Source organism: Nocardioides baculatus, assembly GCF_016735675.1.
Taxonomy (GTDB): domain Bacteria; phylum Actinomycetota; class Actinomycetes; order Propionibacteriales; family Nocardioidaceae; genus Nocardioides; species Nocardioides baculatus.
The window spans coordinates 399,234-425,110 of the sequence record NZ_JAERSG010000005.1; the positions used below are offsets into that span (position 1 = coordinate 399,234).

Below are 25,877 nucleotides of genomic sequence, written 5' to 3' on the forward strand. Positions count from 1 at the left end.
GGCCGCACCCTAAGGGCGTGTCCCGGAGGCGGCTTCCTCGAGCGCGGCAACGGCCGTGCCGACGGACGGGAGCGACGCGAGCTCGGCGGCCACCTGCCGGCACCTGCGCGCCATCGCGTCATCGGCGAGGGCCGCCTGTGCGGCATCCCGGATCTCGTCCGGCGTGGCGGTCGCGGCGTCGAGGGTCGACGCGAGGCCGAGCTCCCCGGCGCGCCGTGCGTTGTGCGGCTGGTCGGCCCCGAGGGGCAGGAGCACCGACGGGAGTCCGTGCGCCAACGCGGCCATCAGGCTGCCGGATCCGCCGTGGCTCACGACCAGGTCGGCGCCGGCGAGGAGCTCGTCCTGGGGGACGAACCGCTCGATCCGGACGTGCGCGGGTCGCGGGCCGAGGTCGGCCGGGTCGAGCTCGCGCCCGATCGTGACGACGACGTCGGCGTCGAGACCGCCCAGCCCGTCGACCAGCCGCTCGAACAGGTCGCCGGAGGTCTTGTTGAAGATCGTCCCGAGGGTGGCGTAGACCGTCGGCCTCGTCGTCGTACGACGTCCGCGCACCCGCTCCGCCGACCGATAGTGGAGCGGGTGCACGGTCAGCGGCGCGTCCGGGCTGCGGAAGCCCGGCGGGAAGTCCGACAGCACCAGCCCCGTGGTCAGTCGTGCCAGGGAGGGGTCGGGGGCCAGTCCGTGCTCGGCCCGTACGGCGTCCAGCTCGGGTGCGACCAGCTCGGGCCTGACGAGGAGCCCGGACGCGAGCACGAGGTGGGTGGCGACGGGGACGCCGTGGAGCTCGGCGGCGATCGTGCTGCCGAGGTCGGTCTCGTCGCGGAGCACGAGGTCGGGGCGCTGCTCCTCGAGCAGGTCGGCGACGGCGGCGGCCATCCGGCGGGCTCCGCGCGAGGCGAAGTTCGCGGCGAACTCGACCTCGGCGGCCCGCGCGTCGGTGACCTCGAGCGGGGTGCGGTCGCGCTCCGCCGGCGCACCGGAGTGGTGGGGCCGCGGACTGGTCGCGAACGCCGGGAAGCCGGCCGCCTCGATCGCCGGGACCAGGCCGCCCGACCCGGCGACCGACACCTCGTGGCCCGCCGCCTGTGCCGCACGTGCCAGCGGGAGCAGCGGCGTGAGGTGGCCCAGCCCACCGACGAACGTGCAGAGGATCCGCATGGCTCGACCCTAGGTGTCGGTCCGGAGCGCCACACTGGAGGCATGCAGGCTCGGGAACGCTTGGCGGGGATGACGCGGCAGGTGGCGCAGGAGCCACGCCGGTTCTACGACGGCGGCACGCTCGCGCGCGACGGCGTCCCGGGCGAGCCGCCCGACCCGGGCGCCGACCCGCGGATCGTCCTCGAGCGGCACACCGAGGAGGGCGTCGAGACCTTCGCGCTCGAGCGCCGCCTGGCCTACCTCGACCGGCACCTCGGCGAGCTGCTCGTCCCCGCCGACGCCGGGTTCCGCACCGACCTGACCTCGGTGCCGGCGCTCTTCACCTGGCTGGTCCCCAAGACCGGCGCCCACCTGCCGGCGGCGCTGCTCCATGACGCGCTCGTGGCCGGTCGCGACGACCGGACGTCGTACGTCTCCACGGACGGGCACGAGGTCGACCGGGTCGAGGCCGACCGGATCTTCCGCGACGCGATGGCCGACACCGGCACCGGGGTGATCCGCCGCTGGATCGTCTGGACGGCGGTGACGGTGGCGACGGTCTTCGTGGGCCGCGCGGTCCCGTGGACACCCGCCCGGCACTGGTCCTACCGGGTCGCGGCCGCCGTCACGATCGTGACGATCCTCTGGCTCGGCTACTCCTCGACGAGCGACCTGTTCGACCGGTCGTGGGTCGGGGCGGTCGACGTGCCCTGGATGGGCGACCGGTCGTGGTGGGCCGAGGTCGCGGGCGGCCTGTCGGGAGCGATCGTGCTGCCGCTCGCGCTGAGCCTGCTCTGGGGCCGGCTCCGGATGGCCGGCGCGATCGCCGGGGTGCTGCTCGCGGTCCTGCTCCACGTCACGGTCGGGCTGGCCGCGATCGGCACGACCTACCTCGCGCTGGAGCGGCTCGCGCGTCGCTCGGCCGTGCTGGCGTGGACGCTCGCGGCCGCGGTCGTCGTGGCCGCGCTGGTCACCTTCGCGTTGTTCACCCTCTAGGCCCGGCCCACCTGCGCGAGCCAGCGACCGGTGAAGCCCGTGTCCGGGACGTCCTGGCTGACCAGGTCGATCCCGGTGCGGGCGGCGAGCACGACGAGGCCGACGGCGACGGCCGTCACGAGCATCCCGTTGACGTTGCGTGGGAAGCGGCTCGGCACGGTGCGGACGCGGTGCCAGCCGCCGACCAGGCCGGCGGTGACGATCGCGGAGACGATGCTGGCGACGGCGGCACCGATCACGGTGCCGAGGAGGTCGAGGCGGCTGATCAGGATCGCCGACGTCGCCGCGGCGGTGGCGCCGGCGACGAGCTGGGGGAGGCTGAGGTCGAGGAAGGGCTGGCGGTCGGGCTGTGGTGTGTTCTGCGGGTTGTCAGACATCTCGCGAGGGGGATCGGGGACAGGGCGTCCCCAGTAGGACGACCGCGGGTCGCCGATCGTTTCCCGACGTGACCAGGCTCACCGGCGGCGGTGGGCCGTCAGCGCAGCGAGTACGTCGCCAGCGAGACGCCGACGTAGTGCGCCGCGAAGGCCAGCACCGTGAACGAGTGGAAGACCTCGTGGAACCCGAACCACCGGGGCGATGGGTCGGGCCGCTTGAGCCCGTAGACGACCCCGCCGACCGTGTAGAGGACGCCACCGACCGCGACCAGCACGAGCGTGGCGATCGCGATCTCGGTGCTGAACTTGTCGGCGCCCTCGAGGAACTGCGGGATGAAGAAGACCGCCGCCCAGCCGAGGGCGAGGTACATCGGCGTGTAGAGCCAGCGGGGCGCGTCGGTCCAGAAGACCCGGAACACCACGCCCGCGATCGCAGCCCCCCACACGACCAGGAGGAGGGTCGTACGTGCGGTGCCGTCGAGGAAGAGCAGGGCGTAGGGCGTGTAGGTGCCGGCGATGAGCACGAAGATGTTGGCGTGGTCGAAGCGACGCAGGAACGCCCACGTGCGCGGCGACCAGGTGCCGCGGTGGTAGATCGCCGACACGGTGAAGACGAGCAGCGCCGACAGGGCGAACGCGGTGGACCCGATGCGGGTCGACGCGGTCGGCGACAGGGCGACCAGGACGATGCCGGCGGCGAGGGCCAGCGGTGCCGTACCGGCGTGCAGCCAGCCGCGGAGCTTGGGCTTGACCTCGGCCATCTTGTCCGTCATGAGCTCGACGGCCTGCTCCACGCGGTCGACCGCCTGGTCGACGCGGTCGCGCGGGGTCATCGGCAGGGCTCCATACCTACCAAAGTAGCGGGCGCGCCATGGCGCGCGCACACGAACGAAGGCGAGGACTCGGTCACACGCGGCGTTACGATCGGTCGGTGGTCAAGGTGAAGGACGCTGTGCGACGGGTGCTCTACCCGGCGTACGAGTCCCGGGTGGTGAAGTTCCTCCCGCAGGACCGCATCCCCCAGCACGTCGGCGTCATGCTCGACGGCAACCGGCGATGGGCGAAGGCGGTCGGCCTCAACACCGCCGAGGGCTACCAGGCCGGCGCCGACAACATCCGGCCGCTGCTCGGCTGGTGCGAGGAGGTCGGCGTCGGGGTCGTCACGCTGTGGCTGCTCTCCAGCGACAACCTCACGAACCGGCCGCCCGAGCAGCTCACCGGCCTGCTGACGATCATCGAGGGCGCGGTGGAGTCCCTCGCCGAGGCGCAACGCTGGCGGATCCACCCGGTGGGCGCGCTCGACCTGCTGCCGCCGGAGACCGCCGAGCGGCTCAAGGCGGCCGAGGAGTCCACCCGTCACCTCGACGGGATCCTGGTCAACGTGGCCGTCGGCTACGGCGGGCGACGCGAGATCGCCGACGCCGTACGCGCCCTGCTCGCCGACCACGCCGCCAGGGGCACCTCGCTGGAGGAGCTGGCCGACCTCATCGACGTCGAGCACATCGCCGAGCACCTCTACACCAAGGGCCAGCCCGACCCGGACCTGGTGATCCGCACCTCCGGCGAGCAGCGGCTCGGTGGCTTCCTGCTCTGGCAGTCGGCCAACTCGGAGTTCTACTTCTGCGAGGCGCTGTGGCCCGACTTCCGCCGCGTCGACTTCCTGCGGGCGATCCGCGCGTACGCCGCCCGCGAGCGCCGCTTCGGCGGGTGACCAATCGTCATCTTCCCGTCACCCCACGTTCGGGCGTGTCGTCGCGGATCGGCGTGATCGCGGGCGTACTTTCGCGACATCGGCAGGTGGGGAAGCCTGCTGAACCGGGAGGTTGTCTTGAGCACTCGAATGGGAGCTCTCCGGTCCGTTGAATGACATCGGGCCGGGCGAGGAGTGTGCGCGCCGGCCCGCAGCTAGGGGTTAGTCGTGGCCAGCAGCAAGACCTCATCTGCATCGCCCAGCCTCCGGACGTACGTCCTCGACACCAGCGTCCTCCTCGCCGATCCGGGCGCGCTGACACGGTTCGCCGAGCACGAGGTCGTGCTCCCCGTGGTCGTGATCACCGAGCTCGAGGGCAAGCGGCACCACCCGGAGCTCGGGTTCTTCGCCCGCTCCGCACTGCGCTCGCTCGACGACCTGCGGGTCGTCCACGGACGCCTCGACCAGCCGGTCGCCATCGGCACCGAGGGCGGCACGCTCCGCGTGGAGCTCAACCACACCGACCCGCAGGCGCTGCCGTCCGGCTTCCGGCTCGGCGACAACGACACCCGGATCCTCGCGGTCGCGCGCAACCTCGCCGACGAGGGCCACCGCGTCACGCTGGTCTCCAAGGACCTGCCGCTGCGGATCAAGGCCTCCGCCGTCGGGCTCGACGCCCAGGAGTACCGCGCCGAGGCGATCAGCGACTCCGGCTACACCGGCATGACCGAGCTCGAGGTGGCGGCCACCGACCTCGACGAGCTCTACGAGGACGGCACCCTCGACCTCGCGGAGGCGCGCGACCTGCCGTGCCACAACGGCCTCGTCCTGCTGTCCGGGAGGGGTACGGCGCTGGGTCGCGTCGGTGCGGACAAGCGGGTGCACCTCGTCCGCGGCGACCGCGACGCCTTCGGCATCCACGGCCGCTCCGCCGAGCAGCGCGTCGCGCTCGAGATGCTGCTCGACCCCGAGGTCGGCATCGTCTCGCTCGGTGGTCGTGCCGGCACCGGCAAGTCGGCGATGGCGCTGTGCGCCGGCCTGGAGGCCGTGATGGAGCGGCGCCAGCACAAGAAGGTCGTCGTCTTCCGTCCGCTCTTCGCCGTCGGCGGCCAGGAGCTCGGCTACCTGCCCGGCTCGGAGAACGAGAAGATGTCGCCCTGGGCGCAGGCGGTCTTCGACACCCTCGGTTCGCTCACCGGCAACCACGTCATCGACGAGGTGATGGACCGCGGGATGCTCGAGGTGCTCCCGCTGACCCACATCCGCGGCCGCTCGCTCCACGACGCGTTCGTCATCGTCGACGAGGCCCAGTCGCTCGAGCGCAACGTGCTGCTGACGGTCCTCTCCCGGATCGGCGCCAACTCCAAGGTCGTCCTGACCCACGACGTCGCGCAGCGCGACAACCTGCGCGTCGGGCGCCACGACGGCATCGTCGCGGTGGTGGAGAAGCTGAAGGGCCACCCGCTCTTCGCCCACGTCACCCTCACCCGCTCCGAGCGCTCGCCCATCGCGGCCCTCGTGACCGAGATGCTGGAGGACGTCACCCTCTGACCCGCCCGCCCCGTCCGCTGTGACGCCGGGTCACGAGCACCACCCACTGTGTGGCAACCCAGTGGATCGTCACCCCAACCCGGCGTTGCAGCGGGAGCACGGGGACGGCCGGGGGTCAAGGGGAGTGAGGGGTTTCTGGGGCTCGTGTGACTCACGAGACGCAACAAAACCCGTGTGGCACAAGGGCTCTAGTCAATTCGGGCGTTCGGTTTGCACGCCTCCACGACCTCATGCATGGTGGTCGTGATCGTTTCGTGATCAACCACCAGATGCCGGTGGGAGATCAGGCCAGGGACACCCCCCGAGAACCCGCGTCCCGACCGTGCTGCGTGACGATCCCGTGGTGCCTCTCGAGCCGCACGTCCCCCGTACCCCACCCCCGTGAGACTCCTCCGTGCCCCGTCCTGACAGATACGTCCCCACGCACCGCGCCCCCGGCAAGCACAAGGCCGTGCGCGGCCCGCGCCGAGCGCTCCGCACCGGGGTCGCGCTGACCGGGCTGGCCGCCGCCGTGACCGGGGTCAGCGTCACCGGCGGGATGTTCACGAGCGACACCGGCCTGACGCCGGCCGCCGCCGACGTCGCGCCGACCACCGCCTCCGCGCCGGTCGAGTCCGGCGAGACCGCGGCCGCCGAGTCCGAGGCGCTCGCCCAGCGCTCGCAGCGCCAGGTCACCTCCCGCTCCTCGCGCCGCGACGCCACCAAGGCGACGGCCCTGACGATGTCGGCCGGCCCCGTCGTCACGAAGTCGCAGTCCCTCTCCCAGGGCGACCCCCGCGAGATCGCCCAGGCCCTCCTGCCGCTCTACGGCTTCTCGTCCGACCAGTTCTCCTGCCTCGACTCCCTCTACATGAGCGAGTCCGGGTGGCGGATCGACGCGGACAACCCGAGCTCGTCGGCGTACGGCATCCCGCAGGCGCTGACGCAACTGCACGACCTCCCGGCCGACTACATGACCTCGGCCGAGTCGCAGATCCGGTGGGGGCTGGAGTACATCCAGGACACCTACGGCTCGCCGTGCAGCGCGTGGAGCTTCAAGTCCAGCCACGGCTGGTACTGAGCGACCCGCCCGCACGGGCTGGACCACTGGTCCAACCGATCGGCCTAGTCAAGGCCGGATCGGCTCACGCCGGTCCTCCCGACGCGCCATCCTGCCGTTGTGAGGTGCACCCGGGGGGTGCGCCTCACACCTACACGACCAGGGGGGTCGGGAGAGGCGCGGCACGCACGTTCCACGGGGGCGAGCGAGCCGCGCCTCGTTGTGTGTGGCGCCAGATCAGCGCGCGGCCACCTCGAGCGACATCACGCAGTTCTTCATCCCCTTGGGGCGGTCGTAGGCGAACCCGACGCGTTCGTACATGCTCCGGGTGCCGTTGTAGAGCCATGACGACGAGGTCTTCTTGATGACCTCGGTGAGGTCGTGGGGGTAGCCCTCCACGGTGCCGCCGCCCTCCGCGGCGATCAGCTCGAGGGCGCCGCGCAGGGCCACCTCGGCGAGGCCCTCGCGGCGTCGCCCCTTGTCGACGCGGATGCACGTGATCCGGTAGTCCGGGTCGGCGTCCTTCTCCGCGTCGTACTGCTTGCGGTGGTGGATGTCGGGCAGCTCGGCCGGCGAGCCGTACTCCGCCCACGCCACGGCGAGGTCGCCGTCGATCACCAGCGCAGCGTGCGCGACGCCCTCGTCGACCATCGCCTTCTTGAACGCCTTGTTGCCCTCCGGGCCGGGCTGGCGGTCGTCACGGTCGGCGTGGAACGCGACGCACCAGCAGCCGCCGAAGAGGCCACCCATCCGCTCGTTGAGGCCGACGAACAGGTCCCAGGTCTCGGGCGTCAGCGCCCGGATCTCGTACGCCGTCCCGGTGCCCGTCGTGATCGTCGTGGTCATGCGCCCACGCTAGGCCGAGTTCCGGACGAGCGGCTGCCGCATCCTCAGCGCGCCTCGAAGACGGTCACGTCGCCGGTGTCGGTCTCGAGGTCCAGGCGACGCACGTCGCTGAAGCGACGCGACAGCATCCGCTGGCCGGTCTCGCCCGAGAAGCGGTGGCGCGGTCGCTCGGTCGCTCCGTCGCCGCCGGTCACGGCGACGAGCGTGCCGCCCGGTCGCAGCACGCGGCGGACCTCGGCCAGCGCGCGGTCGATGTCGCGGACGTGGTCGAGCACCCACCCTGCGTAGACCACGTCGAAGCCCTCGGGGTCGAACGGGAGGTAGCAGATGTCCGCCTGGCGCGCGTCCACGCCGCGCGCCGCAGCGAGCTCGACGAGGTCGTCGGAGTAGTCGGTGGCGACGAGGGTGACGCCGGGGAGGGCGTCGATCCGCTCCGCCATCTCACCGGAGCCGCAGCCCACCTCGAGGACGCGCGAGTCCCCGGTCATGGCGCGGTCGATCGCCTTGAAGGCCTCACGCAGCGCGTCGGTCACCGGCCCTCACCGTCCCGTCATCGAGTCGACGTCGAGCGCGGCGTCGAGCTGCTCCTCGGTGAGGTCGCCCCGCTCGACGTAGCCCATCGCGATCACCGTCTCGCGGATCGTGGCGCCCTCGGCCAGCGCCTTCTTGGCGACCTTCGCCGCCTCCTCGTAGCCGAGGTGGGCGTTGAGCGGCGTCACGACGGACGGGGAGGACTCGGCGTAGCGCCGCATCCGCTCGGCGTCGGCGGTGATCCCGTCGACGCACCGCTCGGCGAGCAGCACGGTCGAGGTGGAGAGGACGTGCACCGACTCGAGGAGCGCGTGGGCCATCACCGGCATCATCACGTTGAGCTCGAAGCTGCCGGCGGCGCCGGCCCAGGCGATCGTCGCGTCGTTGCCGACGACCCGCGCGCACACCATCAGCGTCGCCTCGGGCAGCACCGGGTTGACCTTGCCGGGCATGATGCTCGACCCGGGCTGCAGGTCGGGAAGGTGGATCTCGGCGAGGCCGGTGGTCGGGCCGGACGACATCCAGCGGAGGTCGTTGCAGATCTTGGTCAGCCCGACCGCGATGGTCCGCAGCACGCCGGAGAGCTCGACGAGGGAGTCGCGGGTGCCCTGCGCCTCGAAGTGGTCGCGGGCCTCGGTGAAGGGCTGGCCGGTGCGCTCGACGAGTGCTGCGATCGCTCGTCCGGCGAAGGCGGCCGGCGTGTTGATGCCCGTGCCGACGGCCGTGCCACCGAGCGGCAGCTCCCGCACGCGGGGGAGCACCGCGTCGAGTCGCTCGGCCGCCAGCCGCAACGTGGCGGCGTACGCCCCGATCTCCTGGCCCAGCGTGACCGGGGTGGCGTCCATCAGGTGGGTGCGGCCGGCCTTGACCGTGTCGGCGAACTCGACGGCCTTGGCCTCGAACGACGTCGCCAGGCGGTCGAGGGCGGGCAGCAGGTCGTCGACGACGGCGAGCGTCGCGGCGACGTGGATGCTGGTGGGGAAGGTGTCGTTGCTGCTCTGCGAGGCGTTGACGTGGTCGTTGGGGTGGACGGTGACGCCGGCCCGGTCGGCGAGGCTGGCGATCACCTCGTTGGCGTTCATGTTGGAGCTGGTGCCCGAGCCGGTCTGGAAGACGTCGATCGGGAACTCGCCGTCGTGCTCGCCGGCCACGATCGCGTCGGCGGCCGCGACCACGGCCTGCGCCTGCTCGTGGGTGATCACGCCGAGGGCACCGTTGGCGGTCGCGGCCGCGGCCTTGACGTGCGCGAGCGCCTGGACGTGCCGCGGCTGGAGCCGGAGACCGCTGATCGGGAAGTTCTCGACGGCCCGCTGGGTCTGGGCCCGCCAGAGGGCGTCGCGAGGCACCTCGACGTCTCCCATGGAGTCGTGCTCGGTGCGGGTGGGTGCGCCGTCGTCGCTCATGGATCCGACCGTAGTCCTTGACGAACAGGTAACCGAGAGGTTACCAATAGGGCATGGATCCGTTCGTCGCGCTGGCAGACCCGGTGCGTCGCGGACTCCTCGTGCGGCTCGCGCGCGGCTCGGCACGGGTCGTCGACCTCACGGCCGAGCAGTCCATCAGCCGCCCGGCGGTCAGCCGGCACCTGCGCGTGCTGTCCGAGGCGGGGCTGGTGACCGCGGAGGACCGCGGGCGCGAGCGGCACTACCGGCTCGAGCGGGACGGCCTGGCGGTCGTCACGGACTGGCTGGCGACGCTCGAGCAGCGTCCCCGCTTCGACGAGTCCGTGCTCGACGGTCTCGACCTCGAGGTCCGGCGCACGGGCCGCGACCGGCGTACGGCGCCCGACGCCCGCGCCGCCCACCCATCCCAGGAGGACACCGCATGACCAGCCCCACCGACCTCATGACCGGCCGCCGCGAGACCACCGACGGTCGCACCCTGCTCGTGATCGAGCGCTCCTACCGCGCACCGCTGGAGGACGTCTGGGCGGCGTGCACCGAGCCCGGCCGGATGGAGCGGTGGGTCGGCACGTGGAGCGGGGACCCCGACTCCGGGACGATCACCTTCCGGATGACGGCCGAGGGCGAGGACGCGAAGCCGGAGGAGATGGACGTCCTCGCCTGCGAGCCGCCGCGCCGCTTCGTCGTCCGGGGTCGCCAGCCCGAGTCCTTCACCGAGGACGGTTCGGGGGAGAAGGTGCACTGGGAGATGGGGGTCGAGCTCACCGAGGCCGACGGCACCACCCTGCTGAGGTTCACCCGGGTGCTCGCGCCGGGTGACACGGGACGCGCCATGGTCGCGAGCGTCGGCCCGGGCTGGGACTACTACCTCGACCGGCTGACGGCCCACCTCTCCGGGGACGACGTGGCCGCGGTGGACTGGGAGTCCTACGCCGGTGGGTCGGCCTGGTACCGCGAGCACTTCGCCTGACCGGTCGGCCTCGACCGGAGGGTCGGGTGGATCTGCCCCACCGGGTTGGGGACGATGGAGCGCATGCGATCACTTCCTCTCGGGATCGCTGTCGTGCTCATGGGGGTGGGCTCCGCCTGCTCCTTCGCCGGCAGTGACGACGACTCCGATCCGGCGGCCGACCTGGCGGACGACCTCGCGGCCGCGCTGTCCGGGCACTCGCTCGGCGACGTGCCGCTCGTCGACGAGGCGGCCCGCGACGCCCTCGCCGAGCTCGTCGCGCCGCTCGACGAGGTGCCCGTCGCCGTCGACGTCGTCGACGTCGTGACGGTCGAGGAGGAGGGGCGCGCTGACGCGACCCTCGCGTGGCAGTGGGACCTCGGCGGCCCGGACCTCTGGACGTACGAGACCACGGTGGCGCTTACCCGGGGTGGCGACGGGAGCAGCTGGGCGGTCGCCTGGGCACCCGACGACCTCGCCCCTGACCTGGCCGAGGGCGAGACGCTCGGCCTGCGCACCATCACCCCGGACCGCGGCGACATCACCGGCGCCGACGGGACGGTGCTCGTCACCGAGCGCCCGGTCCTGCGCTACGGGCTCGACAAGACCAAGGTCGAGGGTGCGCAGGTGGCCCGCAGCGCCCGGAGGATCGCGCGGATCCTCGACCTCGACCCCGGGCCCTACGTCGACCGCGCGGAGGCGATGGGGGCGGAGGCCTTCGTCGAGGCGGTGGTGCTGCGCGAGGAGGACGCACGCGAGGTGCTGCCCGCCTTCCGGAAGGTGCCGGGCGCGTTGGCCGTCAACGACACCCTCCCGCTGGCGCCGAGCCGCGAGTTCGCGGCCGCCCTGCTGGGTCGGGTCGGCGCCGCCACCGAGGAGGTCGTCGAGGAGTCCGACGGCGCCGTCGTCGCCGGCGACGAGGTCGGCCTGTCCGGCCTCCAGGCGCGCTACGACGACCAGCTCCGCGGCACGGCCGGCCGGTCGGTCGTCATCCGCGACGCGCAGGACCAGCTCCGGACGGCCTTCGAGGTCCCGGCCGTGGACGGAGCGCCGCTGGCGACCACCCTCGACGTCGGGCTCCAGGAGCGCGCCGAGGCGGCGCTCGCCACGCTGGGCGACGGCGCACCCGCCAGCGCCCTGGTCGCGATCCGGCCGTCGGACGGCGCGATCCTCGCCACGGCCAACGGCGCGGGAGCCGACGGCGCCGACCTCGCCGACACCGGCCAGTACGCCCCCGGCTCGACCTTCAAGGTCGTCTCCTCGCTCGCGCTGCTGCGCAGCGGGCTCGGCCCGTCCGACCGCGTGGCGTGCCCGGCGACCACGGTGGTCGACGGCCGCACCTTCAAGAACTACGACGACTACCCGTCGTCCTCGATCGGCGAGATCACCCTCGCGCAGGCGGTCGCCCAGTCGTGCAACACCGCCTTCGTCGGCAACGCCGACCGGCTCGCCCCGGGCGACGCCACGAAGGCCGCGCAGGCGCTCGGGCTCGGCACCGACCACGACCTCGGGTTCCCGGTCTACTTCGGCCAGGTGCCGCCGCCCGAGACCGAGACCGGTGCCGCCGCCGACCTGATCGGCCAGGGCACCGTGCTCGCCAGCCCGTTCGCGATGGCGACCGTCGCCGCGTCGGTGCAGGCCGGTCGGGCCGTGCTGCCCGTGCTGCTCCCGGACCACCAGGTCGAGCAGGTGCCGCCCGAGCAGCCGCTGACCCAGGCGGAGGCGACCACCCTGCGCGGCCTGATGCGGGGCGTGGTGGACACCGGGTCGGGGCGGTTCCTGCTCGACGTACCCGGCGTCACCGGTGCCAAGACCGGGACGGCCGAGTACGGCGAGCCCGACGCGTCCGGCGAGCTGGAGACCCATGCCTGGATGATCGCCACCCGTGGCGACCTGGCCGTGGCGGTCTTCGTGGAGACGGGCGTCTCCGGGTCGCAGACCGCGGGACCGGTGCTGGAGGCGTTCCTGCGCTGAGTCGTGCTCGCTAGGACCGGCGCGCGAGGTAGAGGAAGTACTCCTCCGGCCGGTCCTGGAGCAGCACGTCGTGCGCCTGCTCCTCGGCGGCGCCGAAGACCTCCCGCATGGCGGCCAGCAGGTCGGGCGCGGCGTTGGCCGACCAGACGACGAGGACCCCGCCCGGGCTCAGCAGGTCGTGGCAGCGGCCGAGGAACTCGGCCTGGTAGACCTGTTCGTTGCCCTCGTGGACGAGGTAGCCGGGTCCGTTGTCGACGTCGAGGAGCACCAGGTCGTAGGCCGACCGCGCCTCGGCGATGGCCATCGCGATGTCGGCGTTGACGACCGTCGCCCGCGCGTCGGCCAGGATCCCGGGACCGTGCGGGACGGTGCCGTTGCGCATCCACTCGATGAGCGGCTCCTCGATCTCGACCACGACCGCCCGCTCGACGCGTACGTCGGCGAGGACGCGCTGGAGGGTGAAGCCCAGTCCCAGCCCGCCGATCAGCACGGCGGTCGGCTCGTCGACCAGGGCGAGGGCCTGCGCGGCGAGCTCGATCTCGCTCGTGGTCTCGAGGGTGTCCATCACGAAGACGCCGTTGACCCGCAGCTCGAGGACGTCGGCCGCGGTCTCGGACGCGCGGCGACGGAGCACGAGCTCGCCCCGCTCGGTCTCCGCGCGGGCGATCTCCGCGATGCTGTCGGTGGTCACACGTCCATCCTGCCCCACCGCGCGTGGTCCGACCCTCGTCCGGGTCGACCACCCGCAGGTGGGGAGAGTGGCCGAAAGGGCTGCCCTGACCGGCCTCGACGGCCTACCTTGAACAGATGTACACCGTCGGTCGGGCAGCCGAGCTCACAGGCGTGCCGAGCACGACGCTGCGCAAGTGGGAGCAGCGCTACAGCGTGGTCGTCCCGCAGCGCTCCGCCGGCAACTACCGCCTCTACGACGACGAGGCCGTCCGCCGGCTCAGCGTGATGCGCACCCTGGTCGACGCGGGCTGGTCCGCCCACGAGGCGGCGCAGCACGTCGTGCACGACGTGGCGGCCGCCGAGGCCGAGGTCGCCCGGCCCGAGCTGCCCTGCCCCGACACGCGGGCCCGGGAGCTGGTGCGGTGCGCGGTCGACTTCGACGTGCCCGCCCTGGAGCGGTTGCTCGCGGACGCGTTCGCCGACGGTGACCACGCGACCACCGTCGACGAGTGGCTGCTCCCGTCGATGGTCGAGCTCGGCAAGGCCTGGCAGCGCGGCGAGGTGTCCGTGGCCGGCGAGCACTTCGTGTCCGCCACCGTGCACCGCCGGCTCGCGCAGGCCTTCCAGTCCGTGCCCGTGGTGACCCCGGGCGGACCGCGGGTCGTGACCGGGCTGACGCGCGGCGCGCGCCACGAGCTCGGCGTCCTGGCGTTCTCCCTCGTGCTGCGCTCGCGCGGGGTCGCGGTCACCTACCTCGGTGGCGACCTGCCGCTGGAGGCCTGGGTCGGCACGGTCCGGCTGCTCGCACCCGCCGCCGTCGTCCTCGCCGCACCGACCATCGAGGACCTCCCGGCCGTCCGGGAGGCGGTGGAGGCGCTGACGCCGATGACGACCGTCCTGCTCGGCGGCGCGCACCAGGACCAGGTGGACGGCCCGGAGCGCCTCGGTCACCTGGCCGGCGCGGCCGCGTCCGCCCTGGCCGACCGGCTCGCGGCGGCCGGCTGAGGTGCTCTGGCACGCTGCCGACGGCCGGGTCCTCGAGGGCTGGGTCGGTGGCGACCCCGACGGTCCGCTCGTCGCGGTGCTCCACGGCTGCCCGGACACCCGCCACGTCGCGATGACCGGCGACGCGGCGGCCCGTGCGGTCGGCGTACGGCTCCTGGGGGTGAACCGACCCGGCTACGGCCGGTCCGCCGCCCACGACAGCAGCCACGGCAGCGTCGCCGACGACCTCGCCGGTGTGGCGACCGAGCTCGGCCACGCCCGGTTCGCGGTCGTCGGCATGTCCGTCGGAGGCGGGTACGCCGTCGCGACCGCGGCGCGGCACCCCGACCGCGTCACCGCCCTGGGACTGGTGGCGACCCAGGCGCCGGGCGTGCGGACGGAGTCGGTCGAGGAGCTGGTCGAGGAGCTCGCGCCCGAGTTCCTCGCCTGGCGCGAGACGGTCGATCCGGGCGACCCGTCCGACGACGCACTCGCCGCCCGCTGGCTCACGATGCTGCCGCCGGGGGACGCCGAGCTCGTCCGTGCGCTCGGACCGGCCGAGATCGCGGCATCGGTGCGGGAGGCGCTGGCCGAGCCGGACGGCTACCTCCGCGACGCCGCCCTGCTCCACCGGCCGTGGGGACACGCGCCGGTCGAGGTGCGCTGCCCGGTGCTGGCCTGGTTCGGCGAGCTCGACGAGCGCTCCACGACGGATGCGGCTGCCGAGCTGCTCGCCGGCTTCGACGCCGTCGAGGTCGTCGTACGCCCTCGCAGCACGCACCTCGCCACCCTCGTCGCGCACTGGCCCGACGTGCTCACCACGGTGCGCGACCTGTCGGAGGACTGACCGCGACGGGGCTGCTCAGCGGGTGCCGGCGGACTCGACCTCGACGTCGTCGCACGAGCTGCCGGTCCACTCCTGGCGGACCAGGTCGAGCCGGCACGAGCTGTCGGTCGACGGGGGCTCGGGCATCGTGGGGGTCGTGAAGAGGACGGTGCCCAGGGCCGCCGCGACGAGGGCGGAGATCCCCACTGCCTGCCGCCACGAGCCGGGACCGGTCTCGTCCATGTCGTACACCTGCTCCACGGTCCCTCCCACGGGTTTGTCCACAGTCTGTCCACCGTTGTGGACGAGAGGAACGTAGACAACTTGTCCATAGTTTGTCCACCCTGCTGCTACCCTTTGGGGCGTGTACACCGCCGGCCGCACTGCGCAGCTCACCGGCGTCCCGCGCGAGACGCTCCGCAAGTGGGAGATCCGCTACGGCGTCGTGGCCCCGGTGCGCAGCGAGGGCAACTACCGCCTCTACGACGACGAGGCGGTGCGTCGCCTGTCGGTGATGCGCGACCTCGTCGACGCCGGGTGGGCGCCGCGCATCGCGGCCCGCAAGGTGCTCGAGGAGCCGACCGGCTCGGCCTCGGCGCTGCCGCCGGCGGAGGAGGGCTCGCCGCTGTCCCACCTCGACGAGCTGATCTCGTGCGCGCTGGACTTCGACGTCGTGCGCCTCGAGAGCCTCGTCGACAAGGCGTTCGCCCAGGCCGAGCTGCCGGTCGTGGTGGACGACTGGCTGCTCCCGTCGCTCGTGCGGTTGGGCGAGGCCTGGCAGCGCGGTGACATCAGCATCGCGGGCGAGCACTTCGTCAGCGCCGCCGTCCTGCGCCGGCTCTCCCAGGAGTTCCACCAGCTCCCGCACCCCGGTGCCGGCGCCCCGATGGTGATGGTCGGCCTGGCCCGCGGCTCACGCCACGAGCTCGGCGTGATGGCCTTCGCGATGGTGCTGCGCAGCCGAGGCGTCGCGGTCACCTACCTCGGGGCCGACCTGCCGATCGAGGCGTGGATCGACACTGCTCGCGCCGTGCGACCGGACGCGGTCGTGCTCGGCGTCCCCACGATCGAGGACCTGCCGGCCGTGCGCGAGGCGGTGCAGTCGATCTCCGCGATGGCACCGGTCCTCCTCGGCGGGGCGCACCAGCACCGGGTCGAGGGAGCCGAGCCGCTCGGACACCGGGCCGGCGAGGCGGCCGCTGCGTTGGCGCACCGGCTCACCCGCAGCGCGTGACCCGGTCCTCTTCCGAACGTCATACGGAAGGGGCATCCGCCTGCCCCGTCCGTATGACGTCCCGGGGACCGGAGGTGGGCCACCAAGCGTCCACAGCAGGTCCGCTGGCCGGGTTGTCCTCACGTACGCCGGTGGCGGGGCGACGTGTCGCGGCGGCGGACGCACCCTCGGGCGTGTGCCGAAGCAGACATCACATGACGACCCACGACTCGTCCGCGCGCGGCGGGACGCGGCGCAGCAGGGCGGCGTCCTGTCCCGGCCGCAGCTGTACGCCCTGGGCATCACACGCTCGGAGGTGCGCGGTCAGGTGCGGGCGCACCGCTGGCAGCTCGTGGGGGACCAGTCCGTGTGCCTGCACAACGGCGAGATCTCCGATCTCGGCCACCAGTGGGCGGCCGTCTTCCAGGGTGGCCCGCGCGCCCACCTCGACGGCGCGTCCGCACTGATCGCGGGTGGGCTCGAGCACTTCACCGTCGACCGACAGCGGGTTTCCGTCCCCCGCGGAGCACGCGTGCGCCGGTCGCGGCTGTACGACATCCGGCAGACGCGCCGGTGGTCGGCTGAGGACCTAGCCGCCTCGGGCATCCCGCGTTCGCGGCCGGACGTCGCCGGCGTACGCACGGCGTTGTGGGCTGCATCGGATCGGCAGGCGGTCTACGCCCTGACCCTCGTGGTGCAGCAAGGCCTCACCACGGCTGAGCTGCTGGGTCAGCAGGCGCTGCGCATCAAGCGTGACCGCCGTCGGCGCCTCGTGCACGACACGATCCTCGACCTGCTCGATGGTGCTCGATCGCTGGGGGAGCTCGACGTCGTGCGCGAGCTCCGCAAGCGGGGCTTGCCGTCTCCGACCAGACAGGTCCTGCGGCGCGACAAGGCCAATCGCTACTACCTCGACCTCTACTGGGAGGACTACCGGCTCGTGGTCGAGGTCGACGGCATCCACCACGCCTGGGCGACGAACGTCGTGGGCGATGCGCTGCGGCAGAACTCGCTCGTCATCGACGGCGATCGGGTCCTTCGTCTGCCCTTGCTCGGTCTGCGGTTGGAGCCGGACGCCTTCTTCGAGCAGATCGAGGAGGGCCTGGTCGCCGGTGGCTGGTGCCGAGCCGCGTGACGTCATACGGAAGGGGCATCCGCCTGCCCCGTCCGTATGACGTCCGGAGCGGCTACTCGGCGGAGCGGACCCGGATCCCGGCCCCCGTCAACGAGCTCAGCGGCACCGTGACGGCACCGGACGGGTCGGTGAAGAAGTCGTTGCCCTTGTCGTCGACCACGATGAAGGCGGGGAAGTCCTCGACCTCGATCTTCCAGACCGCCTCCATGCCGAGCTCCTCGTACTCGAGGACCGACACCTCCTTGATGCAGTCCTGCGCGAGGCGGGCGGCGGGGCCGCCGATCGAGCCGAGGTAGAAGCCGCCGTGGGTGTCGCACGCCTCGGTGACCTGCTTGGACCGGTTGCCCTTGGCGAGCATAACCATCGAGCCGCCGGCCGCCTGGAACTGCTCGACGTAGGAGTCCATCCGTCCCGCCGTGGTGGGACCGAAGGATCCGGAGGCCATCCCCGTGGGCGTCTTCGCCGGACCGGCGTAGTAGACCGGGTGGTCCTTCATGTACGACGGCATCTCCTCGCCGGCGTCGAGGCGCTCCTTGATCTTGGCGTGCGCGATGTCGCGCGCCACGACGAGCGGACCGGTCAGCGAGAGCCGGGTCTTCACCGGGTGCTTCGAGAGCTCGGCGAGGATGTCGGCCATCGGCTGGTTGAGGTCGATCGGGACGACCTCGCCACCCGAGATGTCGTCGGAGACGCCGTCGGTCGGCATGTAGTGGGCCGGGTCGGTCTCGAGCTGCTCGAGGAAGACCCCCTCGGGCGTGATCTTGCCGAGCGCCTGGCGGTCGGCCGAGCACGACACCGCGATCGCCACCGGGCACGAGGCGCCGTGGCGGGGGAGCCGGACGACGCGGACGTCGTGGCAGAAGTACTTCCCGCCGAACTGCGCGCCGATCCCGAACGACTGCGTGAGCTCGAAGACCTTCTCCTCCAGCTCGGTGTCGCGGATGCCGTGAGCGGCCATCGAACCCTCGGTCGGGAGGTCGTCGAGGTAGTGCGCGGAGGCGTACTTGGCGGTCTTCAGCGCGTACTCCGCGCTGGTGCCGCCGATGACGACGGCGAGGTGGTACGGCGGGCACGCGGCGGTGCCGAGCGAGCGGATCTTCTCGTCGAGGAACTCCATCAGCCGCGTCGGGTTGAGGACGGCCTTGGTCTCCTGGAAGAGGAACGACTTGTTGGCCGAGCCGCCGCCCTTGGCCATGAAGAGGAACTTGTACTCCGGCTTGTCCTGGGCGGGGGTGGAGTAGAGCTCGATCTGGGCAGGCAGGTTGGTGCCGGTGTTCTTCTCCTCGAACGTCGTCAGCGGCGCGAGCTGGGAGTAGCGGAGGTTGAGCCGGGTGTACGCGTCGTACACGCCCTTGCTGATCGCCTCGCCGTCGTCGGAGCCGGTGAGCACGCCCTCGGACTTCTTGCCCATCACGATGGCCGTGCCCGTGTCCTGGCACATCGGGAGCACGCCGCCGGCGGAGATGTTGACGTTCTTGAGCAGGTCGAGCGCGACGAAGCGGTCGTTGCCGGACGCCTCGGGGTCGTCGATGATCTTGCGCAGCTGCGCGAGGTGGCCGGGCCGGAGGTAGTGGCTGATGTCGTGCATCGCCTCCTCGGTGAGCCGCCGGATGGCCTCGGGTTCGACCTTCAGGAAGGTGCGTCCCTCGACCTCCACGGTGGACACGCCCTCGGTGGTGATCAACCGGTAGGGCGTCTCCACCTCACCGTTGGAACCGGCGGTCGGGAGGATGTCGGAGTAGTGGAACTCGGGGCCAGCGGCAGCGGTCGTCACGACCGTCGAGTTTACGCAGCGGGATTTCTTGCCCAAACCGTTGGTTCATCGTTACGCCGCACACGCGTCATTCGGGAGTAGCCTCCGATCCGACGGGACCCGAGAGGCTCCGCCTTGCACCACGTCCTGATCTCGGTCGAGCTCCTTGGAGGATCCCTGTGAAGACCCGCAAGACATTCGCATCGCTCGCCGTGCTGGCGACCCTCGCGGCGGCAGCCGGCTGTGCTGCTCCCGAGAAGGAGGCCGACACCACCACCGAGAGCGGTGTGGACGCCGCCACGGCCACGTCCGTCGACGACTTCGGCACCATGGACGACCTGATCAAGGCCGCGCAGGACGAGGGCGAGCTCAACGTGATCGCGCTGCCGCCCGACTGGGCCAACTACGGCGAGATGATCTCCACGTTCGAGGACAAGTACGACATCAAGGTCAACTCCGACCAGCCCGACGCGGCCTCGCAGGACGAGATCAACGCCGCCAACGACCTCGCCGGCACCGACCGGGCGCCCGACGTCTTCGACCTCGGCCAGTCAGTGGCTCTCGCCAACACCGACATGTTCGCGCCCTACCAGGTCGAGACCTGGGACGACATCCCTGACGAGTTCAAGGACGCCGACGGCACCTGGGTCAACGACTACGGCGGCTACATGTCCATCGGTTACGACTCCTCCGTGGTGCCGGACGTCACCTCGGTGGCCGACCTGATGAAGCCGGAGTTCAAGGGCAAGGTCGCGCTCAACGGCGACCCGACGCAGGCCGGCGCCGCGTTCAGTGGCGTGATGATGGCGGCGATCGCCAACGGCGGCTCCGCCGACGACATCGCCCCGGGCGTCGACTTCTTCGCCGACCTCAAGAAGGCCGGCAACTTCCTCACCGTCGACCCCGACTCGACCACCATCGAGCAGGGCACGACCCCGGTCGTCATCGACTGGGACTACCTCGGCTCCGCGGCCGCGGCCAACGTCGACACGTGGAAGACGGTCGTCCCGGAGGAGGCCGTCGTGGCCGGCTACTACTTCCAGGCCATCAACGCCGATGCTCCGCACCCCGCGGCCGCCCGGCTCTGGCAGGAGTTCCTCTACAGCGACGAGGGTCAGAACCTCTGGCTCAAGGGTGGCGCCCGCCCGGTCCGTGGCGACGCGATGGCCGAGGCCGGCACGATCGACGCCGACCTGTGGGGCGCGCTGCCCGAGGTCAGCGGGGACCCGGTCATCCCGACCGACGACCAGACGGTGACGGCCGGCGAGTACCTCGCGGCGAACTGGTCCAAGGCCATCCGCTGAGCACGACCACCGCGAGTGAGGGCTCGGGCCGGCGGTTCGCCGTCGGCCCGGCCCTCCCTCTCCTTCCCTTCCTCGTCTTCGTCCTGGTCTTCCTCGTCGCTCCGACCCTCACGGTCGTGGTGGGCGCGTTCCAGGACGAGAACGGCGCCCTGACGCTCGGCAACCTCGACGCGCTCACGAGCGAGGCGGCGCTGACCGCGCTGAAGGGATCCCTGATCCTCTCGGCCTCCACCGCGATCATCGGCGCGCTCCTCGGGGCGCTGCTGGCCTACCTGATCGTCTCGATGCCGCCCCAGAGCCTCATGCGCCGATCGACGCTGGCCGTCAGTGGCGTGCTCGCCCAGTTCGGTGGCGTCGTGCTCGCCTTCGCTTGGATCGCCACCATCGGCCCGGTCGGCGTGCTGACCAAGGCGATGGACGACCTGGTCGGCGCCAACATCTACGGCTCCGGCTGGCTCTTCGGCCTGCCCGGACTGGTCGTCGTCTACTGCTACTTCCAGATCCCGCTGATGGTGATCGTCTTCGCGCCGGCCTTCGAGGGCCTTCGTCCGCAGTGGCGCGAGGCTGCGGTCAACCTGGGCGCGAGTACGTGGGACTACTGGCGCCACGTCGCGTTGCCGCTGCTCCTACCGGCCTTCCTCGGCGCGCTCCTGCTGCTCTTCGCCAACGCTTTCGCGGCGTACGCCACCGCGGCGGTCCTGGTCAGCCAGGGCCAGCCGATCGTCCCGCTGATGATCCGCCAGGCGATCACCAGCGAGGTGCTGCTCGGCCAGGCCAACGTCGGCTTCGCGCTGGCCCTCGAGATGATCGTCGTGGTGACCCTCGTGATGGTCGCCTACAACGTCCTGCTGCGACGGACCGCGAGGTGGATGCGATGAGGCACTCCTCCGGGTTCCGGGCCTTCCGTGCGATCGGCCTGCTCGTCTTCGCGGCCTACTTCTTCATCCCCCTGCTGGCGATGTTCGACTTCTCGACCCAGGTCCGCGGCAGCGCCGAGGGGCGCACGTGGGACAACTGGGCCTTCATGGTCACCGACGAGGACCTTCGCTCGTCCATCGTCGCCTCGCTGCTCCTGGCGGTCTTCACCGTCGTGCTGATGGTGGTGCTGCTCGTCCCGACGATGGTCTGGGTACGACTGCGCGTGCCACGGGCCAGAGCGCTCATCGAGTTCCTGTGCCTGCTGCCGCTCACCATCCCAGCGCTGGTGATCGTGGTCGGCATCACCAACGTCTACTCGTGGGTGACCTACCTGCTGGGCGACAGCGCATTGGTGCTGACCTTCGCCTACGTCGTGCTCGTCCTGCCCTACTCCTACCGCGCCATCGACGCCTCCCTGTCGGGGATCGATGCGGCGACCCTCTCCGAGGCGGCGCGTTCGCTGGGCGCCGGATGGTTCACCGTGATCGTTCGGATCATCATGCCCAACATCACCGGCGGCATCCTCGGTGCGGCCTTCATCGCGGTGGCCCTCGTTCTCGGCGAGTACGTCTTCGCCTCCCTGCTGCACTTCGACACCCTGCCAGTGGCGATGGCCGCGCTCTACAAGAGCAACGGCCCCGCCGCCATGGCGGCCGCACTCGCCTCGATGATCCTGGTGGCCGTGCTGCTCGTCGGCCTCACCTTCCTCAGCCGCGACCGGCACAAGCAAGGAGCCTCCTCATGACTGACGTCTCCACCCGTTCCGGCACGGAGCGTGGTCTCGCCGTCGAGCTGTCCGACCTCACCCGGGTCTACGGCGCGGTCAAGGCGCTCGACGGCCTCACCCTCCACCTCGCGCCGGGCGAGCTCGTCGCCCTGCTCGGGCCGTCGGGCTGCGGCAAGACCACAGCGCTGCGGATCCTGGCCGGGCTCGACCAACCCACGTCCGGCTCGGTGTCGGTGGGCGGCAAGGACCTGACGAAGGTGCCGGCCAACAAGCGCGACATGGGGATGGTCTTCCAGGCCTACAGCCTCTTCCCGCACATGACCGTCATCGACAACGTCGCCTTCGGCCTCAAGCTGCGCGGGAGCGACGGGTCGTCGCGGCGCACGCGCGCCGGCGACATGCTCGACCTCGTCGGGTTGGGACAGCACGCGGACCGCTACGCCCACCAGCTCTCCGGCGGCCAGCAGCAGCGCGTCGCCCTCGCCCGCGCGCTCGCGATCGAGCCATCGGTCCTCCTGCTCGACGAGCCGCTGTCCGCGCTCGACGCCAAGGTCCGCGTGCAGCTGCGCGACGAGATCCGCCGCGTCCAGCTCGAGGTCGGCACCACGACGCTGTTCGTGACCCACGACCAGGAGGAGGCCCTCGCGGTCGCCGACCGGGTGGGCGTGATGAACGCCGGCCGGCTCGAGCAGCTCGCACCCCCGGCCGAGCTCTACTCCGCGCCCGCGACGCAGTTCGTCGGAGAGTTCGTCGGCCTCAGCAACCGGCTCCCGGCCACCGTGCAGGGCGGTACGGCGTCGGTGCTCGGCCGCGACGTCCCGGCCCTCGACGGATCGACGAGCGGCTCCGGCGTCGCGCTCGTGCGGCCCGAGGCGCTGTCCGTGGTCGCCGACGCGGCCGGACCGGCCACCGTCACGACCGTGCAGTTCCTCGGCCCGCTGTCGAGGGTCACCTGCACGCTCGCCGACGGCAGCGACGTCGTCGCCCAGCTCGCCAGCTCGGACGCGCTGCGGCTCACGCCCGGCGACGCCGTACGCCTCGAGGTGGAGCCGTCGCCCGTGCTGGTCGTCGCCGGCTGACGGCTCAGCGCCAGGGAGCCACGAGCGCAGCGAGGTCCGGCGCGAGCTCCTTCTGGAGCAGCGGGCCGAACGTCACGCGGTGCACGCCCATGGCCTGCAGGTCCTCCAGCGAACCGGCGGCCGAACCCTTGCGGGGGTTGGCGATCACGTTGACCGGACCGGCCAGCGCGTCGAGCAGGCGCTGGAGGGTGTCGGCGTCCGGGGCGCCGACCGGGTAGACGCAGCGGGCACCCGCTTTCTCGCACGCGAGCAGGCGGGTGATCGCCTCCGCGGCCGGGTCCTCGAACTGGTCCTTCTTGATGAAGGCGTCGGTGCGTGCGTTGATCACGACGTCGACACCCGCGGCGTCGGCGGCCTGCCGGAGTCCGCCGATGTAGTCGGCGTGCTCGGCGACCGATCGCATCCGGCCGCCCTCGGAGTGCACGGTGTCCTCGATGTTGAGACCGACGGCTCCGGCCTCGAGCAGCCGCTCGATCAGCTCGGCGGGCGTGGCGCCGTAGCCGGCCTCCATGTCGGCGGTCACCGGCACGTCGGGAACGGCGGAGCAGATGCGTCGTACGCCGTCGAGGGCGTCGTCGATCGACATGTCCTCGTTGTCGCCCTGCCCGCGCGAGTCGGCGAGCGGGTGGCTGCCGATGCTCAGGGCGCCGAAGCCGGCCTCGGCGACGGCGCGGGCGGACCAGGCGTCCCAGACGTTGGGGAGGACCAGCGTCGTGCCGGTGTGGTGGAGCTCGAGGAGTCGTGTGGCCTTGGCGGTGGCGGCGTTGTCCATGCACCCGAGGCTGCCACGCGGATGGGCATAGCCGCGACCCCTGTGGCGTTCCACCCGACGTGAACGCTCCCCACCCCGTGCTCGATTCCGTCGTGATCGGTGCCGGTCAGGCCGGCCTCGCGGCGTCGTACTTCCTGCGGCAGCGACGCATCGACCACGTCGTCCTCGACGCCAACCCCGAACCGGGCGGGGCGTGGCAGCACCGCTGGTCGTCGCTCAGCATGGACGACGTCCACGGCGTCGCGGACCTGCCGGGCTCGGCGGCGCCGAGCCACTCACGACGCGCGGCCAACCTCGTCGTGCCGGACTACTTCGGCGACTACGAGCGCGACCAGGGCCTCCCGGTGCTGCGCCCGGTGCGGGTCGGTCGGGTGGAGAGCGAGGGCGACCTCCTCGTGGTCCACGCCGGTGAGCACAGCTGGCGGACGCGGACACTCGTCAACGCCACCGGCACCTGGACGCGCCCGTTCGTGCCCTACTACCCGGGCGTCGCGTCCTTCGCGGGCGAGCAGGTGCACACCGCGCACTACCCGGGCGCCGAGCACTTCCGCGGAACGCGCGTGCTGGTCGTCGGGGGAGGGGCGTCGGCGGTGCAGTTCCTCGGCGAGCTCGCCCCCGTCACCGACACCCTCTGGGTGACCCGGACGCCGCCGGTCTGGCGTGACGACTTCGACGCGGCCGCCGGGCTCGCAGCGGTGACCGCCGTCGAGGAGCGCGTACGCCGTGGTCTGCCGCCCGCGAGCGTCGTCAGCGTCACCGGACTGGGGCTGCGACCGCAGGAGCAGGAGGCCGCCCGGCTCGGCGCCTACGAGCGGTTGCCGATGTTCGAGCGGATCGAGCGTGACGGCGTGGTCTGGGCGGACGGTCGGGTCGAGAAGGTCGGCGCGATCCTCTGGGCGACGGGCTTCCGGCCCGCCGTCGACCACCTCGCCCCGCTCGGCCTGCGCACCCCCGAGGGCGGCATCGCGCTCGTGCCGGTGCGGGGCAACGTGCAGGGTGCGACGACGTCGGTGGTCGACCCGCGCGTCCAGCTCGTCGGCTACGGCCCTTCGGCCAGCACGATCGGCGCCTCGCGGGCCGGGCGCCAGGCCGCGCTGGCGGTCTCCCGCCACCTCGCGGCGGCGGCCGTAGCCTGACGCCCATGACGCTGCGCCTGGTGGCCACCGACCTCGACGGCACGCTGCTGCGCGGCGACCTCACCACCAGTCCGCGCACCCGGGCGGCGCTCGACGCCGCCCGCCGGGCCGGCGTGCTCGTCGTACCGGTGACGGCCCGCCAGCCGATCGGGGTGCGTCACATCGCCGAGGACGCGGGCTTCGACGAGTGGGCGATCTGCTCCAACGGGTCGCTCGGCATCCACCTGACGACCGGCGAGGTGCTCTTCGAGGAGCCGATCGCCGTCGGCGCGCAGCAGCGCCTGGTCGCGGCCCTCGCGGAGCGGGTGCCGGGTCTGCTGCACGTGAGCGTCCGCGACGGCGGGGAGGGCTTCGTCGCCCAGGAGGGGTACGCCGCCCTCGCCAGCTTCGAGGACCACAAGCGGGACGTGTCGACGATGGGCGGCGTCGCGCTGGCCGAGGTCCTGGCCGAGCCCAGCCTCAAGCTCGTCGTGCGGCACCCCGAGATCGGCGTCCCCGAGCTGCTCGAGGCGGCCCGGGCCCTCGGCCACGACGACGTCGCCGTGACCCACTCCGGCGCGCCGTTCCTCGAGGTGATGGCCGCCGGTGTCGACAAGGCGTGGGGCGTCGCACGGCTGTGCGAGCGGCTGGGCATCGACCGCGACGAGGTCGTCGCCTTCGGCGACGCACCCAACGACGTCGAGCTGCTCGCCTGGGCGGGGCACGGGGTCGCCGTCGCGAACGCGGTGCCCGAGGCGCGCGAGGTCGCCGACGAGGTCACCGCCGGCAACGAGGACGACGGCGTCGCGCTGGTCCTCGAGCGTCTGCTCGCCTAGGTGCCTGACGCCCGTCACGGGCGCGCACTGCGCCGGATCGCTATCCTGAC

The 25,877-nt window shown here is 72.2% G+C and carries 27 protein-coding genes; 17 read left to right on the plus strand and 10 right to left on the minus strand.

The features are described from left to right. Positions 1-9 precede the first annotated feature (9 nt). On the minus strand, positions 10-1,158 hold the full coding sequence (locus JI751_RS17525) for a glycosyltransferase (RefSeq protein ID WP_201939393.1): 1,149 nt from the start codon (positions 1,156-1,158) through the stop codon (positions 10-12). 42 nt (positions 1,159-1,200) lie between these two features. Here JI751_RS17525 and JI751_RS17530 point away from each other — a divergent pair, with 42 nt between their 5' ends. Further along, a complete protein-coding gene (locus JI751_RS17530) occupies positions 1,201-2,133 on the plus strand; it encodes a DUF1353 domain-containing protein (protein WP_201939395.1) in 933 nt (310 codons plus the stop codon). On the opposite strand, the gene JI751_RS17535 is transcribed toward JI751_RS17530, so the two are convergent. Together JI751_RS17535 and trhA are read right to left on the minus strand one after the other, a co-directional pair. Further along, complete coding sequence (locus JI751_RS17535) at positions 2,130-2,510, minus strand: hypothetical protein (RefSeq protein ID WP_201939396.1); 381 nt, start codon at positions 2,508-2,510, stop codon at positions 2,130-2,132. The genes JI751_RS17530 and JI751_RS17535 overlap by 4 nt on opposite strands. 98 nt (positions 2,511-2,608) lie before the next feature. Beyond that, a complete protein-coding gene (gene trhA / locus JI751_RS17540) occupies positions 2,609-3,343 on the minus strand; it encodes a PAQR family membrane homeostasis protein TrhA (RefSeq protein WP_201939397.1) in 735 nt (244 codons plus the stop codon). Between the two features lie 38 nt (positions 3,344-3,381). Here trhA and JI751_RS17545 point away from each other — a divergent pair, with 38 nt between their 5' ends. The 3 genes from JI751_RS17545 (at position 3,382) to JI751_RS17555 (ending at position 6,811) form a co-directional block, all read left to right on the plus strand. Next, positions 3,382-4,221, plus strand: coding sequence for an isoprenyl transferase (locus tag JI751_RS17545; protein WP_201939398.1), 840 nt, complete (start codon positions 3,382-3,384; stop codon positions 4,219-4,221). A 207-nt stretch (positions 4,222-4,428) separates the two neighbouring features. Beyond that, complete coding sequence (gene phoH2 / locus JI751_RS17550) at positions 4,429-5,751, plus strand: RNA 5'-3' helicase PhoH2 (RefSeq protein WP_201939399.1); 1,323 nt, start codon at positions 4,429-4,431, stop codon at positions 5,749-5,751. A gap of 394 nt (positions 5,752-6,145) precedes the next feature. Then, on the plus strand, positions 6,146-6,811 hold the full coding sequence (locus tag JI751_RS17555) for an aggregation-promoting factor C-terminal-like domain-containing protein (RefSeq protein ID WP_201939400.1): 666 nt from the start codon (positions 6,146-6,148) through the stop codon (positions 6,809-6,811). Positions 6,812-7,027: 216 nt separating this feature from the next. On the opposite strand, the gene JI751_RS17560 is transcribed toward JI751_RS17555, so the two are convergent. The 3 genes from JI751_RS17560 to JI751_RS17570 are packed head-to-tail and all read right to left on the minus strand — an operon-like array spanning position 7,028 to position 9,570. Beyond that, positions 7,028-7,636, minus strand: a complete 609-nt coding sequence (locus JI751_RS17560; RefSeq protein WP_201939401.1) for a GNAT family N-acetyltransferase — start codon at positions 7,634-7,636, stop codon at positions 7,028-7,030. Positions 7,637-7,680: 44 nt separating this feature from the next. Beyond that, positions 7,681-8,169 (minus strand): class I SAM-dependent methyltransferase, encoded by a 489-nt coding sequence (locus tag JI751_RS17565; RefSeq protein WP_201939403.1) that lies wholly within the window; start codon positions 8,167-8,169, stop codon positions 7,681-7,683. 6 nt (positions 8,170-8,175) lie between these two features. Beyond that, a complete protein-coding gene (locus JI751_RS17570) occupies positions 8,176-9,570 on the minus strand; it encodes a class II fumarate hydratase (protein WP_201939406.1) in 1,395 nt (464 codons plus the stop codon). 53 nt (positions 9,571-9,623) lie between these two features. Between JI751_RS17570 and JI751_RS17575 the strand changes: the two genes are divergently transcribed. The 3 genes from JI751_RS17575 (at position 9,624) to JI751_RS17585 (ending at position 12,493) form a co-directional block, all read left to right on the plus strand. Next, positions 9,624-9,995 carry an ArsR/SmtB family transcription factor gene (locus JI751_RS17575; RefSeq protein ID WP_201939409.1) on the plus strand — a complete coding sequence of 124 codons (372 nt, stop codon included), beginning with the start codon at positions 9,624-9,626 and terminating at the stop codon, positions 9,993-9,995. After that, positions 9,992-10,540, plus strand: a complete 549-nt coding sequence (locus tag JI751_RS17580; protein ID WP_201939412.1) for an SRPBCC family protein — start codon at positions 9,992-9,994, stop codon at positions 10,538-10,540. Before JI751_RS17575 ends, JI751_RS17580 begins: the two co-directional genes overlap by 4 nt. Positions 10,541-10,603: 63 nt before the next feature. Continuing rightward, positions 10,604-12,493, plus strand: a complete 1,890-nt coding sequence (locus JI751_RS17585; RefSeq protein ID WP_201939415.1) for a penicillin-binding transpeptidase domain-containing protein — start codon at positions 10,604-10,606, stop codon at positions 12,491-12,493. Positions 12,494-12,503: 10 nt separating this feature from the next. Here JI751_RS17585 and JI751_RS17590 read toward each other — a convergent pair whose 3' ends face one another. After that, complete coding sequence (locus JI751_RS17590; protein WP_307814343.1) at positions 12,504-13,184, minus strand: spermidine synthase; 681 nt, start codon at positions 13,182-13,184, stop codon at positions 12,504-12,506. Positions 13,185-13,300: 116 nt separating this feature from the next. On the opposite strand from JI751_RS17590, the gene JI751_RS17595 reads away from it, so the two are divergent. Then, entirely contained in the window at positions 13,301-14,170 is an 870-nt protein-coding gene (locus JI751_RS17595; protein WP_201939418.1) for a MerR family transcriptional regulator, read from the plus strand. Between the two features lies 1 nt (position 14,171). After that, positions 14,172-14,996 carry an alpha/beta fold hydrolase gene (locus JI751_RS17600; RefSeq protein WP_201939420.1) on the plus strand — a complete coding sequence of 275 codons (825 nt, stop codon included), beginning with the start codon at positions 14,172-14,174 and terminating at the stop codon, positions 14,994-14,996. Between the two features lie 15 nt (positions 14,997-15,011). Here the strand turns inward: JI751_RS17600 and JI751_RS17605 are convergent, their stop codons facing one another. Continuing rightward, a complete protein-coding gene (locus JI751_RS17605; RefSeq protein WP_201939422.1) occupies positions 15,012-15,218 on the minus strand; it encodes a hypothetical protein in 207 nt (68 codons plus the stop codon). A gap of 121 nt (positions 15,219-15,339) precedes the next feature. On the opposite strand from JI751_RS17605, the gene JI751_RS22000 reads away from it, so the two are divergent. Together JI751_RS22000 and JI751_RS22005 are read left to right on the plus strand one after the other, a co-directional pair. Then, positions 15,340-16,209, plus strand: a complete 870-nt coding sequence (locus JI751_RS22000) for a MerR family transcriptional regulator (protein WP_201939426.1) — start codon at positions 15,340-15,342, stop codon at positions 16,207-16,209. 175 nt (positions 16,210-16,384) lie between these two features. Then, the gene (locus tag JI751_RS22005) at positions 16,385-17,323 is read left to right on the plus strand and encodes a DUF559 domain-containing protein (protein WP_201939429.1); all 939 of its coding nucleotides are present in this window, start codon (positions 16,385-16,387) and stop codon (positions 17,321-17,323) included. A 52-nt stretch (positions 17,324-17,375) separates the two neighbouring features. Here the strand turns inward: JI751_RS22005 and JI751_RS17620 are convergent, their stop codons facing one another. Then, complete coding sequence (locus JI751_RS17620; RefSeq protein WP_307814344.1) at positions 17,376-19,097, minus strand: fumarate hydratase; 1,722 nt, start codon at positions 19,095-19,097, stop codon at positions 17,376-17,378. A gap of 158 nt (positions 19,098-19,255) precedes the next feature. Between JI751_RS17620 and JI751_RS17625 the strand changes: the two genes are divergently transcribed. The 4 genes from JI751_RS17625 (at position 19,256) to JI751_RS17640 (ending at position 23,104) form a co-directional block, all read left to right on the plus strand. Then, on the plus strand, positions 19,256-20,380 hold the full coding sequence (locus JI751_RS17625) for an ABC transporter substrate-binding protein (protein ID WP_307814345.1): 1,125 nt from the start codon (positions 19,256-19,258) through the stop codon (positions 20,378-20,380). A gap of 116 nt (positions 20,381-20,496) precedes the next feature. Continuing rightward, positions 20,497-21,258, plus strand: a complete 762-nt coding sequence (locus JI751_RS22010) for an ABC transporter permease (protein ID WP_307814346.1) — start codon at positions 20,497-20,499, stop codon at positions 21,256-21,258. Then, on the plus strand, positions 21,255-22,043 hold the full coding sequence (locus JI751_RS17635; RefSeq protein WP_201939433.1) for an ABC transporter permease: 789 nt from the start codon (positions 21,255-21,257) through the stop codon (positions 22,041-22,043). Before JI751_RS22010 ends, JI751_RS17635 begins: the two co-directional genes overlap by 4 nt. Beyond that, positions 22,040-23,104: an ABC transporter ATP-binding protein gene (locus tag JI751_RS17640; RefSeq protein WP_201939441.1), complete on the plus strand. Its 1,065-nt coding sequence runs from the start codon at positions 22,040-22,042 to the stop codon at positions 23,102-23,104. Before JI751_RS17635 ends, JI751_RS17640 begins: the two co-directional genes overlap by 4 nt. A 4-nt stretch (positions 23,105-23,108) precedes the next feature. Here JI751_RS17640 and JI751_RS17645 read toward each other — a convergent pair whose 3' ends face one another. Continuing rightward, complete coding sequence (locus JI751_RS17645) at positions 23,109-23,876, minus strand: isocitrate lyase/PEP mutase family protein (RefSeq protein WP_201939444.1); 768 nt, start codon at positions 23,874-23,876, stop codon at positions 23,109-23,111. Positions 23,877-23,953: 77 nt separating this feature from the next. On the opposite strand from JI751_RS17645, the gene JI751_RS17650 reads away from it, so the two are divergent. Both JI751_RS17650 and JI751_RS17655 read left to right on the plus strand, forming a co-directional pair. After that, the gene (locus JI751_RS17650; RefSeq protein ID WP_201939446.1) at positions 23,954-25,012 is read left to right on the plus strand and encodes a flavin-containing monooxygenase; all 1,059 of its coding nucleotides are present in this window, start codon (positions 23,954-23,956) and stop codon (positions 25,010-25,012) included. Between the two features lie 5 nt (positions 25,013-25,017). Continuing rightward, positions 25,018-25,827 carry a Cof-type HAD-IIB family hydrolase gene (locus tag JI751_RS17655; protein ID WP_201939448.1) on the plus strand — a complete coding sequence of 270 codons (810 nt, stop codon included), beginning with the start codon at positions 25,018-25,020 and terminating at the stop codon, positions 25,825-25,827. Positions 25,828-25,877 lie beyond the last annotated feature (50 nt).

Coding starts and splice junctions, on each gene's coding strand:
- JI751_RS17525 (WP_201939393.1), bottom strand. CDS start 1,158: ATGCGGATCCTCTGCACGTTCGTCGGTGGGCTGGGCCACCTCACGCCG.
- JI751_RS17530 (WP_201939395.1), top strand. CDS start 1,201: ATGCAGGCTCGGGAACGCTTGGCGGGGATGACGCGGCAGGTGGCGCAG.
- JI751_RS17535 (WP_201939396.1), bottom strand. CDS start 2,510: ATGTCTGACAACCCGCAGAACACACCACAGCCCGACCGCCAGCCCTTC.
- trhA (WP_201939397.1), bottom strand. CDS start 3,343: ATGACCCCGCGCGACCGCGTCGACCAGGCGGTCGACCGCGTGGAGCAG.
- JI751_RS17545 (WP_201939398.1), top strand. CDS start 3,382: ATGGCGCGCGCACACGAACGAAGGCGAGGACTCGGTCACACGCGGCGT.
- JI751_RS17560 (WP_201939401.1), bottom strand. CDS start 7,636: ATGACCACGACGATCACGACGGGCACCGGGACGGCGTACGAGATCCGG.
- JI751_RS17570 (WP_201939406.1), bottom strand. CDS start 9,570: ATGAGCGACGACGGCGCACCCACCCGCACCGAGCACGACTCCATGGGA.
- JI751_RS17575 (WP_201939409.1), top strand. CDS start 9,624: ATGGATCCGTTCGTCGCGCTGGCAGACCCGGTGCGTCGCGGACTCCTC.
- JI751_RS17580 (WP_201939412.1), top strand. CDS start 9,992: ATGACCAGCCCCACCGACCTCATGACCGGCCGCCGCGAGACCACCGAC.
- JI751_RS17585 (WP_201939415.1), top strand. CDS start 10,604: ATGCGATCACTTCCTCTCGGGATCGCTGTCGTGCTCATGGGGGTGGGC.
- JI751_RS17595 (WP_201939418.1), top strand. CDS start 13,301: ATGTACACCGTCGGTCGGGCAGCCGAGCTCACAGGCGTGCCGAGCACG.
- JI751_RS17605 (WP_201939422.1), bottom strand. CDS start 15,218: ATGGACGAGACCGGTCCCGGCTCGTGGCGGCAGGCAGTGGGGATCTCC.
- JI751_RS17635 (WP_201939433.1), top strand. CDS start 21,255: ATGAGGCACTCCTCCGGGTTCCGGGCCTTCCGTGCGATCGGCCTGCTC.
- JI751_RS17640 (WP_201939441.1), top strand. CDS start 22,040: ATGACTGACGTCTCCACCCGTTCCGGCACGGAGCGTGGTCTCGCCGTC.
- JI751_RS17645 (WP_201939444.1), bottom strand. CDS start 23,876: ATGGACAACGCCGCCACCGCCAAGGCCACACGACTCCTCGAGCTCCAC.
- JI751_RS17655 (WP_201939448.1), top strand. CDS start 25,018: ATGACGCTGCGCCTGGTGGCCACCGACCTCGACGGCACGCTGCTGCGC.